12 protein-coding genes are annotated in these 13,823 nt (G+C 72.0%); 5 read left to right on the forward strand and 7 right to left on the reverse strand.

The features are described from left to right. The first annotated feature begins 254 nt into the window (after window positions 1-254). Genes ACWEQL_RS24310 through ACWEQL_RS24325 form a run of 4 tightly spaced genes read left to right on the forward strand, consistent with a single transcriptional unit; the run spans window position 255 to window position 4,287 of the window. Window positions 255-1,331 (forward strand): LuxR C-terminal-related transcriptional regulator, encoded by a 1,077-nt coding sequence (locus ACWEQL_RS24310; protein ID WP_452152414.1) that lies wholly within the window; start codon window positions 255-257, stop codon window positions 1,329-1,331. After that, window positions 1,321-2,361, forward strand: a complete 1,041-nt coding sequence (locus tag ACWEQL_RS24315) for a LuxR C-terminal-related transcriptional regulator (RefSeq protein ID WP_452152415.1) — start codon at window positions 1,321-1,323, stop codon at window positions 2,359-2,361. Before ACWEQL_RS24310 ends, ACWEQL_RS24315 begins: the two co-directional genes overlap by 11 nt. Further along, window positions 2,354-3,373, forward strand: a complete 1,020-nt coding sequence (locus ACWEQL_RS24320) for a LuxR C-terminal-related transcriptional regulator (RefSeq protein WP_452152416.1) — start codon at window positions 2,354-2,356, stop codon at window positions 3,371-3,373. Before ACWEQL_RS24315 ends, ACWEQL_RS24320 begins: the two co-directional genes overlap by 8 nt. After that, window positions 3,370-4,287: a LuxR C-terminal-related transcriptional regulator gene (locus ACWEQL_RS24325; protein ID WP_452152417.1), complete on the forward strand. Its 918-nt coding sequence runs from the start codon at window positions 3,370-3,372 to the stop codon at window positions 4,285-4,287. The genes ACWEQL_RS24320 and ACWEQL_RS24325 overlap by 4 nt, the downstream gene beginning before the upstream one ends. 58 nt (window positions 4,288-4,345) lie before the next feature. On the opposite strand, the gene ACWEQL_RS24330 is transcribed toward ACWEQL_RS24325, so the two are convergent. The 7 genes from ACWEQL_RS24330 to dnaK all read right to left on the reverse strand — a co-directional run bounded on the left by ACWEQL_RS24330 (window position 4,346) and on the right by dnaK (window position 11,180). Continuing rightward, window positions 4,346-4,966, reverse strand: coding sequence for a hypothetical protein (locus tag ACWEQL_RS24330; protein WP_452152418.1), 621 nt, complete (start codon window positions 4,964-4,966; stop codon window positions 4,346-4,348). Between the two features lie 647 nt (window positions 4,967-5,613). Then, window positions 5,614-6,651 carry a LuxR family transcriptional regulator gene (locus ACWEQL_RS24335; RefSeq protein ID WP_452152419.1) on the reverse strand — a complete coding sequence of 346 codons (1,038 nt, stop codon included), beginning with the start codon at window positions 6,649-6,651 and terminating at the stop codon, window positions 5,614-5,616. A gap of 257 nt (window positions 6,652-6,908) precedes the next feature. Then, window positions 6,909-7,415, reverse strand: coding sequence for a heat shock protein transcriptional repressor HspR (locus ACWEQL_RS24340; protein ID WP_452152420.1), 507 nt, complete (start codon window positions 7,413-7,415; stop codon window positions 6,909-6,911). A gap of 7 nt (window positions 7,416-7,422) precedes the next feature. Next, window positions 7,423-8,574 carry a molecular chaperone DnaJ gene (dnaJ, locus tag ACWEQL_RS24345; RefSeq protein WP_452152421.1) on the reverse strand — a complete coding sequence of 384 codons (1,152 nt, stop codon included), beginning with the start codon at window positions 8,572-8,574 and terminating at the stop codon, window positions 7,423-7,425. Further along, window positions 8,571-8,738 carry a hypothetical protein gene (locus ACWEQL_RS24350; RefSeq protein ID WP_452152422.1) on the reverse strand — a complete coding sequence of 56 codons (168 nt, stop codon included), beginning with the start codon at window positions 8,736-8,738 and terminating at the stop codon, window positions 8,571-8,573. The genes dnaJ and ACWEQL_RS24350 overlap by 4 nt, the downstream gene beginning before the upstream one ends. Beyond that, the gene (gene grpE, locus ACWEQL_RS24355; RefSeq protein WP_452152423.1) at window positions 8,722-9,345 is read right to left on the reverse strand and encodes a nucleotide exchange factor GrpE; all 624 of its coding nucleotides are present in this window, start codon (window positions 9,343-9,345) and stop codon (window positions 8,722-8,724) included. Before grpE ends, ACWEQL_RS24350 begins: the two co-directional genes overlap by 17 nt. After that, window positions 9,342-11,180, reverse strand: a complete 1,839-nt coding sequence (gene dnaK, locus ACWEQL_RS24360; RefSeq protein WP_452152424.1) for a molecular chaperone DnaK — start codon at window positions 11,178-11,180, stop codon at window positions 9,342-9,344. Before dnaK ends, grpE begins: the two co-directional genes overlap by 4 nt. A gap of 294 nt (window positions 11,181-11,474) precedes the next feature. On the opposite strand from dnaK, the gene ACWEQL_RS24365 reads away from it, so the two are divergent. Further along, a complete protein-coding gene (locus tag ACWEQL_RS24365) occupies window positions 11,475-13,700 on the forward strand; it encodes a (Fe-S)-binding protein (RefSeq protein ID WP_452152425.1) in 2,226 nt (741 codons plus the stop codon). Window positions 13,701-13,823 lie beyond the last annotated feature (123 nt).

Below are 13,823 nucleotides of genomic sequence, written 5' to 3' on the forward strand. Positions count from 1 at the left end.
TGGCGTACCCGGCGGCTCCCGAGCAGCCGGTGTGCGACGGCACGCCGGCCTCGGGGGCCGCCGGACCATCCCTTCCGAACCCTTCTCCCGCGCACGCCGCGGTCCACGCGCGGTGGCCCCGCGGTCCGTGACCGCCCGCGGGGACGGCACCGCCGTCACGCCCGGAGCGGGGTACTGAGATCATGATCGGGAGCTGGGGCACGGGCACGGCTCACCAGGCACGTCCGAGGGACATCCGGCAGGGAGTTTTCGAGGTGACGGCGGAACCGACGGCCGGTCCGGAGGAGACCGGGGCGAGCGGGACCGCGGTCACCGCCGCGGGCAGGCGGCCCGGCCCCGCCCCGAGCCCCGCACCGGTCGACGGCACGCACCCGGCCGGCGCCTGGGAGCCCGACGAGCCGACCCGCCGGCTCTACCTCGACATCCTGGCCCGCGGCGGCCGGCTCCCCTTCGGCGAGGTCCCCGACACCGACCGGGCAGCCATCGGCCGGCTGGTCGACCTCGGCCTGCTGATGCCCAACCCGATGGACGCCTCGTACACCGCGGTCAGCCCCCGCTCGGTCAGCGACCGCCTCGGCGCCGAGCTGCGCAGCGAGGCCACCCGGCTGCTGGTCCGCGCCGAGAACCTGCCCGGCGCCCTCGACGGCCTCACCCGCGCCTACGACGCGATGCCCCGGCCGCCCGAGCGCTCCGGCGGCGCGGTGTACATCGAGGGCCACGTGCACATCCGCCACCGCATCTCGCAGCTGGTCTCCGACTGCCGCGAGGAGGTGCTCACCGCCCAGCCCGGCCACCGTCCGCCGGTCGCCCTGGAGATCGCCGTCCAGCAGGACGTGGGGCTGCTGCGGCGCGGCTGCTCGCTGCGCACGGTCTACCAGCCGATCGCGATCGCCGAACCGGCCTCGCTGGCCTACGCCGAGGAGGTCACCCGCCTCGGCTCGCGGATCCGGGTCCTGGACGAGCCCTTCCAGCGCATGATCGTCTTCGACCGCCAGGTCGCGGTGATCTCCGCCGGCGACGACCACGCCACCGCCGCCTTCCTCACCGACCCGGCCGCCATCGCCTTCCTGGTCGGCGCCTTCGAACGGGACTGGGCGCGCGCCGAGACCGTCGACTGGTCCGCCGTCCGCTCCCAGGGCACCGCCCGGGACGCGCCGGAGCGGGTCGGCCGGCTGCTCGCCCGGGGCCTCACCCAGCGCGCCGTGGCCACCCGGCTGGGCTTGAGCGAACGCACCGTGGCCGGCCACATCTCCCGGCTGCGCGAGCGGTACGGGGCGCAGACCCTGTTCCAGCTCGGCTGGCTGATGCGGGGCGGACACGGTGGCGACTGACGAGGACGAGCGCCCCGGCCGGGCCGTCGCCGTCGCCGCGCGGCCCGCGCCGGTGGCACCGGGTGCCATCCCGCCGCCCGCCGCGGCCCCGGTGCTCACCGAGGCCGAACGCGCGCTCTACCTCGCCGCGTTGGACAACGGCGGCAGCCTGCCCGCCGAACGGATCACCCCGGCGGACGCCGAGGCGCTGGCCGGTCTGCTCGCCCTCGGCCTGTTCGTGCCCTGCCTGATGGAGTCCGGCCACCTGGCCGTCAGCCCCCGGGTCGCCGCCGCCCAGCTGGGCGCCGAGCTGCGCAGCGAGGCCACCCGGCTGCTGGTGCGCGCGGAGCGGCTGCCGGACGCCCTGGCGGAGCTCACCCGGGCGTACGACGCGCTGCCGCGGATGCCCGAGCGGCCCGGCGGCGCCGCGTACGTCACGGGCCGCGACGCCGTCCGCCACCGGATCGCCCAGATCCTCTCCGACTGCCGGCAGGAGCTGCTCACCGTGCAGCCCGGCCTGCGGCCCACCACCTCGCTCCAGCTCGCCCTGCGCCAGGACCTCCCGCTGCTGCGGCGCGGACGCAGCGTCCGGACCCTCTACCAGCCGCTGGTGCTCACCCAGCCCGGCGTCATCGCCTACGCGACCGAGGTGACCCGGCACGGCTCGCGGATCCGGATCCTGGACGAGCCCTTCCAGCGGATGCTGGTGGTCGACCGGGAGATCGCGGTGATCACCGCCGCCGGGGACCACGACGCGGCCGCCTTCGTCACCGACCCGGCCGCGGTGGCCTTCCTGGTCGGCGTCTTCGAACGGGACTGGGCGCGCGCCGACACCGTCGACTGGTCCGCCGCCGCCCGGGACGAGGACACGGAGGAGTCCGACCGGGTCGCCCGGCTGCTCGCCAGGGGCCTCACCCAGCGGGCCGTGGCCACCCGGCTGGGCCTGAGCGAACGCACCGTGGCCGGCCGGATCTCCCGGCTGCGGGTCCGCTACGGCGCCCGGACGCTCTTCGAGCTGGGCTGGCGGATGCGAGGGGGCCGCGATGCCTGAACGGTGGACGGGGGAGCTCCTCGACGAGGCCGAACGGGCGCTCTACCTGGCGGTCCTGGCCGACGGCGGCCGGCTGCGGATGACCGACGTGGCCCCGGCCGACGCGCTCGCCCTGACCCGGCTGCTGGGGCTCGGCCTGGTCGTCCCCAGGGTCGAGGACGGCGCCTACGTGACGGTCAACCCGCGGGCCGCGATCGGCCGGATGGGCGCCGAGCTGCGCGCGGCCGGCACCGCGGCGCTCGCCGAGGCGGACGAGGTGGCCGAGCGCTTCGGCGACCTGACCCGCGCCTACGACGCCGCTCCCCGGAGGGTCGAGCACACCGGGGAGATCCGGCACGTCCGGGCCTTCGACCGGATCCGCCACCGGCTGGCCCAGCTCGACGCCGAGTGCTCGCAGGAGGTGCTGATCGCCCAGCCCGGCGGGGCGCGTCCCACTGCGGGCCTGGCCGAGGCGCTGCGGCGCCTGCGGCTGCTGACCGAGCGCGGGGTGACCATCCGCTGCCTGTACGAGCCGGGCGCGGTCACCCACCCGGAGACCGCCGGGTTCGCCGCGGCGGCGACCGAACTGGGCTGCCGCTACCGGGTGCTGGCCGAGCCCTTCAAACGGGTGCTGATCTACGACCGCCGGGTCGCGGTGATCCCGGCCGCGCCGGACAACAGCAGCGCGGCCTTCGTCGAGGACCCGGCCGTGGTGGACTTCCTGGTGGACTCCTACGAGCGCGACTGGCAGCTGGCCGAACGCGTCAAGTGGACCCGCTGCGCCGAGGCGCCGCCGATCGACCCGCCGGCCCACGAGCAGGTCGGCCGGCTGCTCGCGCAGGGCCTCACCCAGCGCTCGGTCGCCAGCCGGATGGGGCTGAGCGAGCGGACGGTGGCGGCCCACATCTCCCGGCTGCGGGAGCTGCACGACGCCGAGACGCTGTTCCAACTCGGCTGGCAGCTCAGGGCGGTGGCCGAGATGGCCGGACGCGATACGGCCGACCGGGGCGAGGGCGAGGGGGAGCGGCTGTGACCGATCGCGGTGACCGGCTGCCCGACGGGGCGGCCCGCGAGCTGTACGTACGGATCGTGGAGGGCGGCGGCCGGATCACCCTGGCCGAGGCCGCCGGGACGGACGGGCCCGCGCTGGCCCGGCTGGTGGCGCTCGGCCTGCTGGTCACCCGCCCGGGCCACGAGGGGTTCACCGCGGTGAACCCGCGCGCGGTCGCCGACCGGATCAGCTCCGAACTCCGTTCCGAGGCCACCAGGTTGCTGGTGCGCGCGCAGGAACTCCCGGAGCTGCTGGGCGATCTGGTCGGCGCCTACCAGTCGGCCCCGCCGGAGAGCGACCGCTCCTGCCAGGTCCGGCAGGTGGCCGGGCCGGCCGAGATCGCCCGCCGGGTCGAGGAGGTCGAGGCCGACTGCCGGCACGAGATCCTGGCCGCCCTGCCCGGTGCGCCCGGGCCGCGGTTCCTGGAGCACGTGCGCCGGCTCGGCGCGGAGGGCGGCGTGGTGCGGGTCGTCCTCCCGGCCGCCGCCGAGCTCCCGGCGGAGTTCGCCGAGCGGGCCACCGCCCTGGGCGCCCGGCTGCGGGTGCTGCACGAGCCGTTCCGCCGGCTGCGCCTCTACGACCGGCGCACCGCGGTCATCGACGTCGCCGCCGACGAACCGACCGCCGCCTTCGTCGAGGACCGGGCGACGGTCGGCTTCCTGGTCGCCCGCTTCGAACGGGACTGGGCCCGCGCCGACGACCTGCACCACAACGCCCCGCACACCCAGGTCGGCCGGCTGCTCGCCCAGGGCCTCACCCAGCGGGCCATCGCCGCCCGGCTGGGCCTGAGCGAGCGGACGGTGGCCGGTCACATCTCGCGGCTGCGCGAGCTGTACGACGCGGCCACCCTGTTCCAACTGGGCTGGCAGATGCGCGGTCACCGCGAAGGACGCTGAGCCCCCGTCGGGGGTCCGGGGGCGCGTACGGCCGCGGACCGGGCGGGGCGCGGTGGCGTCAGCCGGTGGCCGCGCCGGTGGGCCAGTAGCCGCCGACGGCCGGCGGCTGCTGCCGGGGGAGGGTGAACTGCTCGCCGGGCGCGGTCCAGAAGCCCTCGCGCAGCGAGAGCGCCATGCCGGCCCAGTCGAGGGCGGTCTCCACGGTGTGGTGCAGCGCCTCCTGCGACCAGGTGTCGTCGAAGACCAGCGGCAGCACGGGGGCGACCTGCTCGATGGTGGCGATCAGCGGGTTGTGGGTGATGGCCTCGTCGACCAGCAGGACGATCGGCTTGCGCAGCGCCGACGCCCAGCCGAGCTCCAGGCTGACCCCGGCGGAGAGCGGGGCGCCGACGTAGGCGAAGACCAGGTCCGCCGACTGCAGGGCGCGGAAGTCCGAGGGCACCCGCGGCTCGGGGGCGCGGCCGGCCACGGTCCAGGCGTCGCTGTGGTGCGCGCTGTACACGGCGGCACCGCTGCGCAGCAGCGTGGTGCGCAGGGTCGTCAGCCGCGTCCGGCTGGCCAGGGTCACCACGCTGTCCGCCGGCCCGGTCAGCCGCATCAGCGGCGCCGCCAGGAAGACGCGCGCACGCCGGCCTTCGGAGGCCTGGGTGGCGCGATCGCGCAGGTAGGGCTCGGTCATGTCGACTCCGGGGAAGGGGCTGGCGCGGCTGCTCGGGGCCGGCGCCGGACTGGGGTACGGGCGGAAGGGGGACAGGGAGTTCGGCTTGGTGGCGCCCTGGTGGGGCATGTGCCGGACGGGAGAATCCGCTGTGGTGAACAGGGCGCAAGTTGATCGTCCACCGAGTACGGCCGGGGAGTCCACTGACACACAGTGTCATCCGTCTGCATGGCAGAGAGATGACACCCTCATCTCCGTGGCCGGACGGTGACAGTACTTCCCGAGATGTGGCACCATCTGAGCGATTGACAGGATGTCGTATCTTCATTCGACTCGACATGCCACTACAGGATGGGGTGTACGCGTGTCTCGTATCCATCGGGCGGTCAAGGCGGCCGTGGTGACGGCGGTTGTCGGTGTCCTTGCCGCTGCGGGCGTTGCCATCACCACTGCGGCCAGCAGTGATTCTGTACATGCCACTCAAGCGGATTCCGTGGTCGCCGGCAACGCTATTCCGGGTTCCGCGGTTCTGTTCGTGGCCTCGGACCGTGAATGGTCGTAACGGGCGCGCCCGGCCATCAGGTACATGCCGACTGATGGTCGGGACGGAATAGGAGCGGTGGAGTGACGGATGATCCGGAACCCACTCGCTCCCGCTCGTTCCTCCGCTATTCCCGTACGAGCCCGCCGTCCCGGGTGTGGTCCGGCTGTCCGGTCCGAGGGTCCCGTGACGTGCGTGCGAGCGCGTATCCGAGCTGGAACAGCGACTCGACGTTGTAGTCGTCCCGCATTTCCGCCAGATGACGTGCGAGCGTGCGCTCACTGATGCCGAGGCGGCGGGCGATGACGCGGTGATTGGTGCCCTTCAGGAGCAGGTCGATGATGGTCTGCCGGAGACGGGAGACGACCTGTTCGGGCACCGCGCTGCCGCCGGTGAATTCGAGGCTGCGGTTCCAGTTCCGCTCGAAGACCTCGTCGGCGATGAACTGCACGACGGCGGGGTCGTGGATGAACGCGGCGAGGTTCAGGTCGTTCACGACCGGGATCACCGCCACCCGCCGGTCGACGACGATGAGCCGGGTGTAGGGCTCGTCCAGGGTGCGGAATCTCCCGCCCGCCTCGGTGATGGTGGCGACGTAGTCCCGGGTCGGCGCGTGGTACCGCGTGCTGGCGTGGTAGATGGTCCGCGCCGATATTCCGCGCCGGAGGTCCGCGAGATCATTGGAAATGGCCCGGGTGAGGATCTCCGGCGGGCGGGGACCCCCGGGCTGGGCCGCGAGTATTTCCTCCCGGGCCGATGCCGCGGTGTGGTTGATCCGTTGATTGATCAGCGCCTTCCCGCGCACGTACTCGATGGTGCCGCCGGAGGATTCCGGCTTGTGGAAGGCGTCGGCGAGGTCCTGCAGATCGGCGGGAACGGTCACCGCCCGGGAGAGCAGCTCCAGCGCCTGGCGCTGCCAGAGCGCGCTGAGGCCGCTGGCGAGCTGCTTGGGGTCGACCGCGACCAGCGTGTGCGGGTCGTCCGTGTCGGGGATGAGCAGCCCGATGTCCAGCAACTCGCTGAGGTGGCTGTAGTCGCACGGCTGGACGTCCTTGCGGGCCAGGCGGCCGTGGGCCCGGATGACCGCGAGGTAGAGCTCGTGGGCGCCCGCGGACAGCGTCCCCGCCGTGCCGATGCCCGGAGTGGAGGCGTCCTTCCCACTCATTCACGACTCCTTCCCGACAACCGAACTGGCCTCATGGTCGCACCCAGTGCCTCGTCGGCGATCCTAGGGCGTCCCTGACGATTTCCGCCGGGCGTGCGAATCGTCGGACACGTCCTGGGGCCGACCGCGGTGGGTAGGGGGGATGCATTCTCGCACCGGCGCCGCGGGCCTGTCGCTGGAACCCTCTCATCAACGAGGGGCCGCCGGCACCCCCCGAACAGAGGGAACCGGCGGCGGTGGCGTTCACGGGCCCGGCGTTACCGCTTGGGCCGCCAGACGACCAGGGCGCTGGACTGGGTCGGCGGCTGGTACGGGACCAGGTCGCGGCGGTACGAGGCGTGGATGGTGGCCTCGCGCTGCCGGAGGGCCGAGGCGGCGCCCTCCAGGGAGTCGACCAGTTCGGCGATGCGGGACTGGAGCGCGGTGACCTGGTTCTCCAGCTCGATGATCCGCTTGATGCCGGCCAGGTTGATGCCCTCGTCCTGGGAGAGCCGCTGGACCTCGCGCAACTGCTGGATGTCGCGGGCGGAGTAGCGCCGGCCGCGGCCCGCGGTGCGGTCGGGGCAGACCAGGCCGAGCCGGTCGTACTGACGCAGCGTCTGCGGGTGCAGCCCGGAGAGCTCGGCGGCCACCGAGATCACGTAGACCGGGGTGTCCTCGGTGAGGACGTAGGCGGGGGCGGCCGTGGTCCGGCGGGGGGCGGAGCCGGGGAGGCCCTCGCCGATGCCGGCACCGATGGGGCCGCGGTTGCTGTCGGGGGTCATCTGGTCGTCACGCTCCCTTCGCCGCCCGGAAGAGGGCGGCTCGCGGGTCGTCGGAGGCGGTGGCCTCGCGGTACTGCTCCAGGGCCGCCAGCGCGTCTCCGGTGACGTGCTGCGGCACCACGACCTCCACGGTGACCAGCAGGTCGCCGCGGGTGCCGTCCTTGCGGGTGGCGCCCTTGCCGCGGGCCCGGAGGGTGAGCCCGTTGGCACTGCCGGGGGGCAGCTTGAGCTTCACCGGGGGGCCGCCGAGTGTCGGCACCTCGATGGTGCCGCCGAGCGCCGCCTCGGGGAAGGTGACGGGGACCGTCACGGTGAGGTTGTCGCCCTTGCGCCCGAAGACCGGGTGCGCGTCGACGTGGACGGTGACGTAGAGGTCGCCGGGCTGTCCGCCGCGCTCGCCCTGGGCCCCCTTGCCCTTGAGCCGGATGCGCTGGCCGTCCTGCACCCCGGCGGGGATGCGGACCTGCATGGTGCGCGCGGAGCTGGCCCGGCCGCTGCCGTGGCAGTCGGCGCACGGGTCGTCGACGATCATGCCGCGGCCGCGGCAGTCGCGGCACGGCTCGGAGAGCGCGAAGGCGCCCTGGCCACGGCTGACGGTGCCGGAGCCGACGCAGGTCGGACAGACCCGCGGGGTGGTGCCGGCCTTGGCACCGGTGCCGCTGCAGGTGCGGCAGGGGGCCTGGCTGGTCATCCGCAACGGGACGGTCGCGCCGTCGACGGCCTCGTCGAAGGAGAGGGTGACCTCGGTCTCGACGTCGGCGCCGCGCCGGGGCTGGGCCTGACGGCCGCCGCGGTTGAACAGGCCGCCGAACACGTCGCCGAGCCCGCCGCCGCCCGCGCCGGGCTGGGTGCCGTTGAACAGGTCGCCGAAGTCGAAGCTGTAGTTGCCGCCGGCGGCGCCGCCGGGGCGGAAGCCGCCGTTGGCGAAGAGGCTGCGGGCCTCGTCGTACTCCTTGCGGCGCTTCTCGTCGGACAGGACGTCGTACGCCTCGGAGATGTCCTTGAAGCGGTCCTCGGCCTTGACGTCGCCCTTGTTGGCGTCGGGGTGGAACTCGCGCGCCAGCTTGCGGTACGTCTTCTTGATCTCGGTGGCGGTGGCGTCCTTGGGCACGCCGAGGACCTTGTAGTAGTCCTTCTCGACGTAGTCCTTGCCGCTCATGGCTGCCGCCACCTCCCGGATCCCATGGTCATCGTGCGGTCGTTGAGGGTGCCGCCGGCCCCCGGACGGGTGGTGGCAGCGGAGAGCGCGCCGCGGAGCCGGACGCCGTACGGGACGACGGCGTACGGCTCCGCGGCGCGCGGGTGGTCAGCTGTCAGCGCCACCGTCGGCCTTGTCCGACTCCGCGGAATCGGACGGGTCGGCGTCCGGCGCGGCGGTGGTCTGGGTCCCCGGCTGGGGCTCCGCGACCGCGACCATCGCCGGGCGGATGATCCGCTCGCCGATCCGGTAGCCGGGCTGGAGGATCTGGACACAGGTGTCCTCGGTGACGTCCGAGGAGTAGCTGTGCATCAGGGCCTCGTGGATCGTCGGGTCGAAGGACTCGCCCTCCTTGCCGAACTGCTGCAGGCCCAGCTTGGCCACCACGGTCTCCAGCGACTCGGCGACGGACTTGAAGCCGCCCGTCACCTCGCCGTGGTCGCGGGCCCGGCCGATGTCGTCCAGGACCGGGATCAGGGACTCCAGGATGTTGGAGACCGCGATCTCACGGACCGTCAGACGGTCGCGCTCGACCCGCTTGCGGTAGTTCTGGTACTCGGCCTGGAGACGCTGGAGGTCACCCGTCCGCTCGGCCAGCTCGCGCTTGGCCGCGGCGAGGTCCCCCGCGCCGGAGTCGGCACCGGCCGCGGCGGCCTCCTCGGCTGCCTTGACCACGGCCTCCTCGGCGGCGGAGTCGTCGCCGGGCTCAGCACCCTGCGGCTTCTCCGTCATGCGGCACCGCCCTTGGGCTTCTCGTCGTCCACGATCTCGGCGTCGACGACGTCGTCGTCCTTGGCGCCGGCGGCGTCACCGGCCGGGGCCGCACCGGCGGCGTCGGCGTTGGCGTACAGCGCCTGGCCGAGCTTCTGGGCGGTGGTGGACACCTTCTCGGAGGCCTCGCGGATCTTCGCGATGTCGTCGCCCTTCAGGGCGTCCTTGAGCTCGCCGATGGAGGTCTCGACCTCGGTCTTGACCTCGGCCGGCAGCTTGTCGGCGTTGTCCGCGATGAACTTCTCGGTCGAGTAGACGAGCTGCTCGGCCTGGTTGCGGGTCTCGACGGCCTCGCGGCGCTCGTGGTCCTCCTGCGCGTACTGCTCGGCCTCGCGCATCATGCGCTCGATGTCGTCCTTCGGCAGCGCGGAGCCGCCGGTGACGGTCATCTTCTGCTCCTTGCCGGTGCCGAGGTCCTTCGCGCCGACGTGCATGATGCCGTTGGCGTCGATGTCGAAGGTGACCTCGATCTGGGGCAGGCCGCGGGGGGCCGGCGGCAGGCCGGTCAGCTCGAACATGCCGAGCTTCTTGTTGTACGCCGCGATCTCGCGCTCGCCCTGGTAGACCTGGATCTGCACGGAGGGCTGGTTGTCCTCGGCGGTGGTGAAGATCTCGGAGCGCTTGGTCGGGATCGTGGTGTTGCGCTCGATCAGCTTGGTCATGATGCCGCCCTTGGTCTCGATGCCGAGGGACAGCGGGGTGACGTCGAGCAGCAGGACGTCCTTGACCTCGCCCTTGAGGACACCGGCCTGGAGCGCGGCGCCGATGGCGACGACCTCGTCCGGGTTGACGCCCTTGTTGGCGTCCTTGCCGCCGGTCAGCTCGCGGACGAGCTCGGCGACGGCCGGCATGCGGGTCGAGCCGCCGACCAGGACCACGTGGTCGATCTCGGACAGCGCGATGCCGGCGTCCTTGATGACGTTGTGGAACGGGACCTTGCAGCGCTCCAGCAGGTCCGCGGTCAGCTGCTGGAACTGGGCGCGGGTGAGCTTCTCGTCCAGGTGCAGCGGGCCCTCGGCGGAGGCCGTGATGTAGGGCAGGTTGATCGAGGTCTCGGAGGACGAGGACAGCTCGATCTTGGCCTTCTCGGCGGCCTCGCGCAGACGCTGCAGGGCCATCTTGTCCTTGGACAGGTCGACGCCGTGGCCGGCCTGGAAGACCTTCACCAGGTGGTCGACGACCTTCTGGTCCCAGTCGTCACCACCGAGGTGGTTGTCACCGTTGGTGGCCTTCACCTCGACGACCCCGTCGCCGATCTCCAGCAGGGAGACGTCGAAGGTGCCGCCGCCGAGGTCGAAGACCAGGATGGTCTGGTCGTCCTTGTCCAGGCCGTAGGCCAGGGCGGCCGCGGTCGGCTCGTTGACGATGCGCAGGACGTTGAGGCCCGCGATCTCACCGGCCTCCTTGGTGGCCTGGCGCTCGGAGTCGGAGAAGTACGCCGGGACGGTGATGACGGCGTCGGTGACGGTCTCGCCCAGGTACGCCTCGGCGTCCCGCTTCAGCTTCTGCAGCACGAAGGCGCTGATCTGCTGGGGGTTGAAGTCCTTGCCGTCCAGGTTGATCTTCCACCCGGTGCCCATGTGGCGCTTGACCGAGCGGATGGTGCGGTCCACGTTGGTGACCGCCTGGCGCTTGGCCACCTCGCCGACCAGGACCTCGCCGTTCTTGGCGAAGGCGACGACGGACGGCGTGGTCCGCGCGCCCTCGGCGTTCGTGATGACGGTGGGCTCGCCACCCTCCAGAACGCTGACGACCGAGTTCGTCGTACCGAGGTCGATGCCGACCGCGCGTGCCATCGTAGATACCTCCACGGAAGAGTTGAGCTTTACGGGCTCAAGGATGCATGACTCGGCGGGGAGCGTCAACAGCCCTGAGTCCAGGTCGCTCAACTTTGCTGAGCCGGGGGAGGGGCGACGGCGGGCCGGGCGGCGCCGGGGTGTACTTACGTGACTGTCGCCATACCTTGAGCATCTTCAGGAGAAGTGTTAACGAGCGGTAATGTCCGGGCCGTCGGCCCGGCAAGTTACCGACGAGTACACTCACTTCGGAGAGACTGCAACCCCCAGCAAGCCGTAGGAGACGGAGAGCCGATGCAGCTAGCAGCGATCGTCATCTCGCTGGTCACGTTGGTGATCGGCACCGCGCTCGCCGCCCGTGCGGCGCTGTACATCTACAAGGTGGTGCGCACCGGCCAGCCGGACGCCACACGCTTCGGCAGCCCCGCGCAGCGGGCGAAGACCCTGGCCGTCGAGTTCGTCGGGCACACCCGGATGAACCGCTGGGGGATCGTCGGCATCGCCCACTGGTTCGTCGCGGTCGGCTTCTTCAGCCTGGTCCTCACCATCGTCAACGCCGTGGGCCAGCTGTTCGACGCCGAGTTCGCGCTGCCGATCATCGGGCACTGGATGCTGTGGCAGCTCTTCGTCGAGCTGCTGGGCACCCTGACCACCCTGGGCATCCTGACCCTGATCGTGATCCGGCTGATGAGCCTGCCCGGCCGGGCCGGCCGCAAGTCGCGCTTCGCCGGCTCGATCGCCTGGCAGGCCTTCTACGTCGAGTACACGATCCTCGGCATCGGTCTCTGCATCACCATGCTGCGCGCGCTGGAGGGCGCCCTCGCCGGGGTCGACTCCTACGGCCCGGAGCACCTGGTCTCGTACCCGCTGGTCGTCGCCCTCGACGGGCTGTCGCACAGCACGCTGGTCAACCTGGTCTACCTGTTCGCGATGCTGAAGATCTGCATCTCCTTCGCGTGGGCGACCACCATCGGCCTCAACCCCTCGATGGGCGTGGCCTGGCACCGCTTCCTCGGCTTCTTCAACATCTACTTCAAGCGCGAGGAGGACGGCGGCACCGCGCTGGGCGAGCTGCGCCCGATGACCAGCGGTGGTCAGCCGATCGACTTCGAGGACCCGGCCGACGACGCCGTGTTCGGCGTCTCCCAGGTCGAGCACTTCTCCTGGAAGGGCATCCTCGACTTCTCCACCTGCACCGAGTGCGGCCGCTGCCAGTCGCAGTGCCCGGCCTGGAACACCGGCAAGCCGCTGTCGCCCAAGCTGCTGATCATGTCGCTGCGCGAGCACGCCTTCGCCAAGGCCCCGTACCTGCTGGCCGGCGGCGGCAAGGACATGGAGGGCAACGAGCAGGCGACCCCCGAGCAGCTGAAGGACGTCCCGGCGGCCGCGATGGCCGAGGCCGAGCGCCCGCTGATCGGCACCGCCGAGGAGAACGGCGTCATCGACCCGGACGTCCTGTGGTCCTGCACCACCTGCGGCGCCTGCGTCGAGCAGTGCCCGGTGGACATCGAGCACGTCGACCACATCGTCGACATGCGCCGCTACCAGGTCATGATCGAGTCCTCGTTCCCGACCGAGGCCGGCACCATGCTCAAGAACCTGGAGAACAAGGGCAACCCCTGGGGCCTGGCCACCAAGGCGCGCCTCGACTGGGTCAAGGAGCTCAAGAAGGAGACCGGCATCGAGGTCCCGGTCATCGGCGAGGACATCGACCCCGCCGAGGTCGAGTACCTCTACTGGGTCGGCTGCGCCGGTGCCCTGGAGGACCGCGCCAAGAAGACCACCAAGGCCTTCGCGGAGCTCCTGCACACCGCCGGCGTGAAGTTCGCCATCCTCGGCAAGGAGGAGACCTGCTCCGGTGACTCCCCGCGCCGCCTGGGCAACGAGTTCCTCTTCCAGATGCTCGGCGCGCAGAACGTCGAGACCCTGAACGCCGCGCTGGAGGACGCCCCGACCAAGCGGATCGTGGCGACCTGCCCGCACTGCTTCAACACCATCGCCAACGAGTACCCGCAGCTGGGCGGCCACTTCGAGGTCATCCACCACACCCAGCTGCTGCAGCACCTCATCGACGAGGGCAGGCTCGTGCCGGTCAACCCGGTCGAGGGCCTGATCACCTACCACGACCCGTGCTACCTGGGCCGCCACAACAAGGTCTACAGCCCGCCGCGCGAGATCATGGACAAGGTCCCCGGCCTGCGCCAGCAGGAGATGCACCGCCACAAGGAGCGCGGCTTCTGCTGCGGCGCCGGCGGCGCCCGGATGTGGATGGAGGAGCGGATCGGCAAGCGCATCAACACCGAGCGCGTCGACGAGGCCCTCTCCCTCAACCCGGACATCGTCTCCACCGCCTGCCCGTTCTGCCTGGTCATGCTCTCCGACTCGGTCAACGGCAAGAAGAACGAGGGCGCGGCCAAGGAGAACCTGAAGGTCGTGGACGTGGCCCAGCTGCTGCTCGACTCGGTCAAGGCCACCCCGCCCGCCGAGACGGACCCGGCCCCGGAGCCCGTCCAGGCGTGACCGCCCCCGCGGCGGTGCCGCGACCGCCCCGGCCCGGCGGGTGGCCTTGACCGAGTCGAGCAGCAGCTGGGCCACGTCCACGACCTTCAGGTTCTCCTTGGCCGCGCCCTCGTTCTTCTTGCC

The organism is Kitasatospora sp. NPDC004240 (assembly GCF_053603215.1).

Coding starts and splice junctions, on each gene's coding strand:
- ACWEQL_RS24320 (WP_452152416.1), top strand. CDS start 2,354: ATGCCTGAACGGTGGACGGGGGAGCTCCTCGACGAGGCCGAACGGGCG.
- ACWEQL_RS24330 (WP_452152418.1), bottom strand. CDS start 4,966: ATGACCGAGCCCTACCTGCGCGATCGCGCCACCCAGGCCTCCGAAGGC.
- ACWEQL_RS24335 (WP_452152419.1), bottom strand. CDS start 6,651: ATGAGTGGGAAGGACGCCTCCACTCCGGGCATCGGCACGGCGGGGACG.
- ACWEQL_RS24340 (WP_452152420.1), bottom strand. CDS start 7,415: ATGACCCCCGACAGCAACCGCGGCCCCATCGGTGCCGGCATCGGCGAG.
- dnaJ (WP_452152421.1), bottom strand. CDS start 8,574: ATGAGCGGCAAGGACTACGTCGAGAAGGACTACTACAAGGTCCTCGGC.
- grpE (WP_452152423.1), bottom strand. CDS start 9,345: ATGACGGAGAAGCCGCAGGGTGCTGAGCCCGGCGACGACTCCGCCGCC.
- dnaK (WP_452152424.1), bottom strand. CDS start 11,180: ATGGCACGCGCGGTCGGCATCGACCTCGGTACGACGAACTCGGTCGTC.
- ACWEQL_RS24365 (WP_452152425.1), top strand. CDS start 11,475: ATGCAGCTAGCAGCGATCGTCATCTCGCTGGTCACGTTGGTGATCGGC.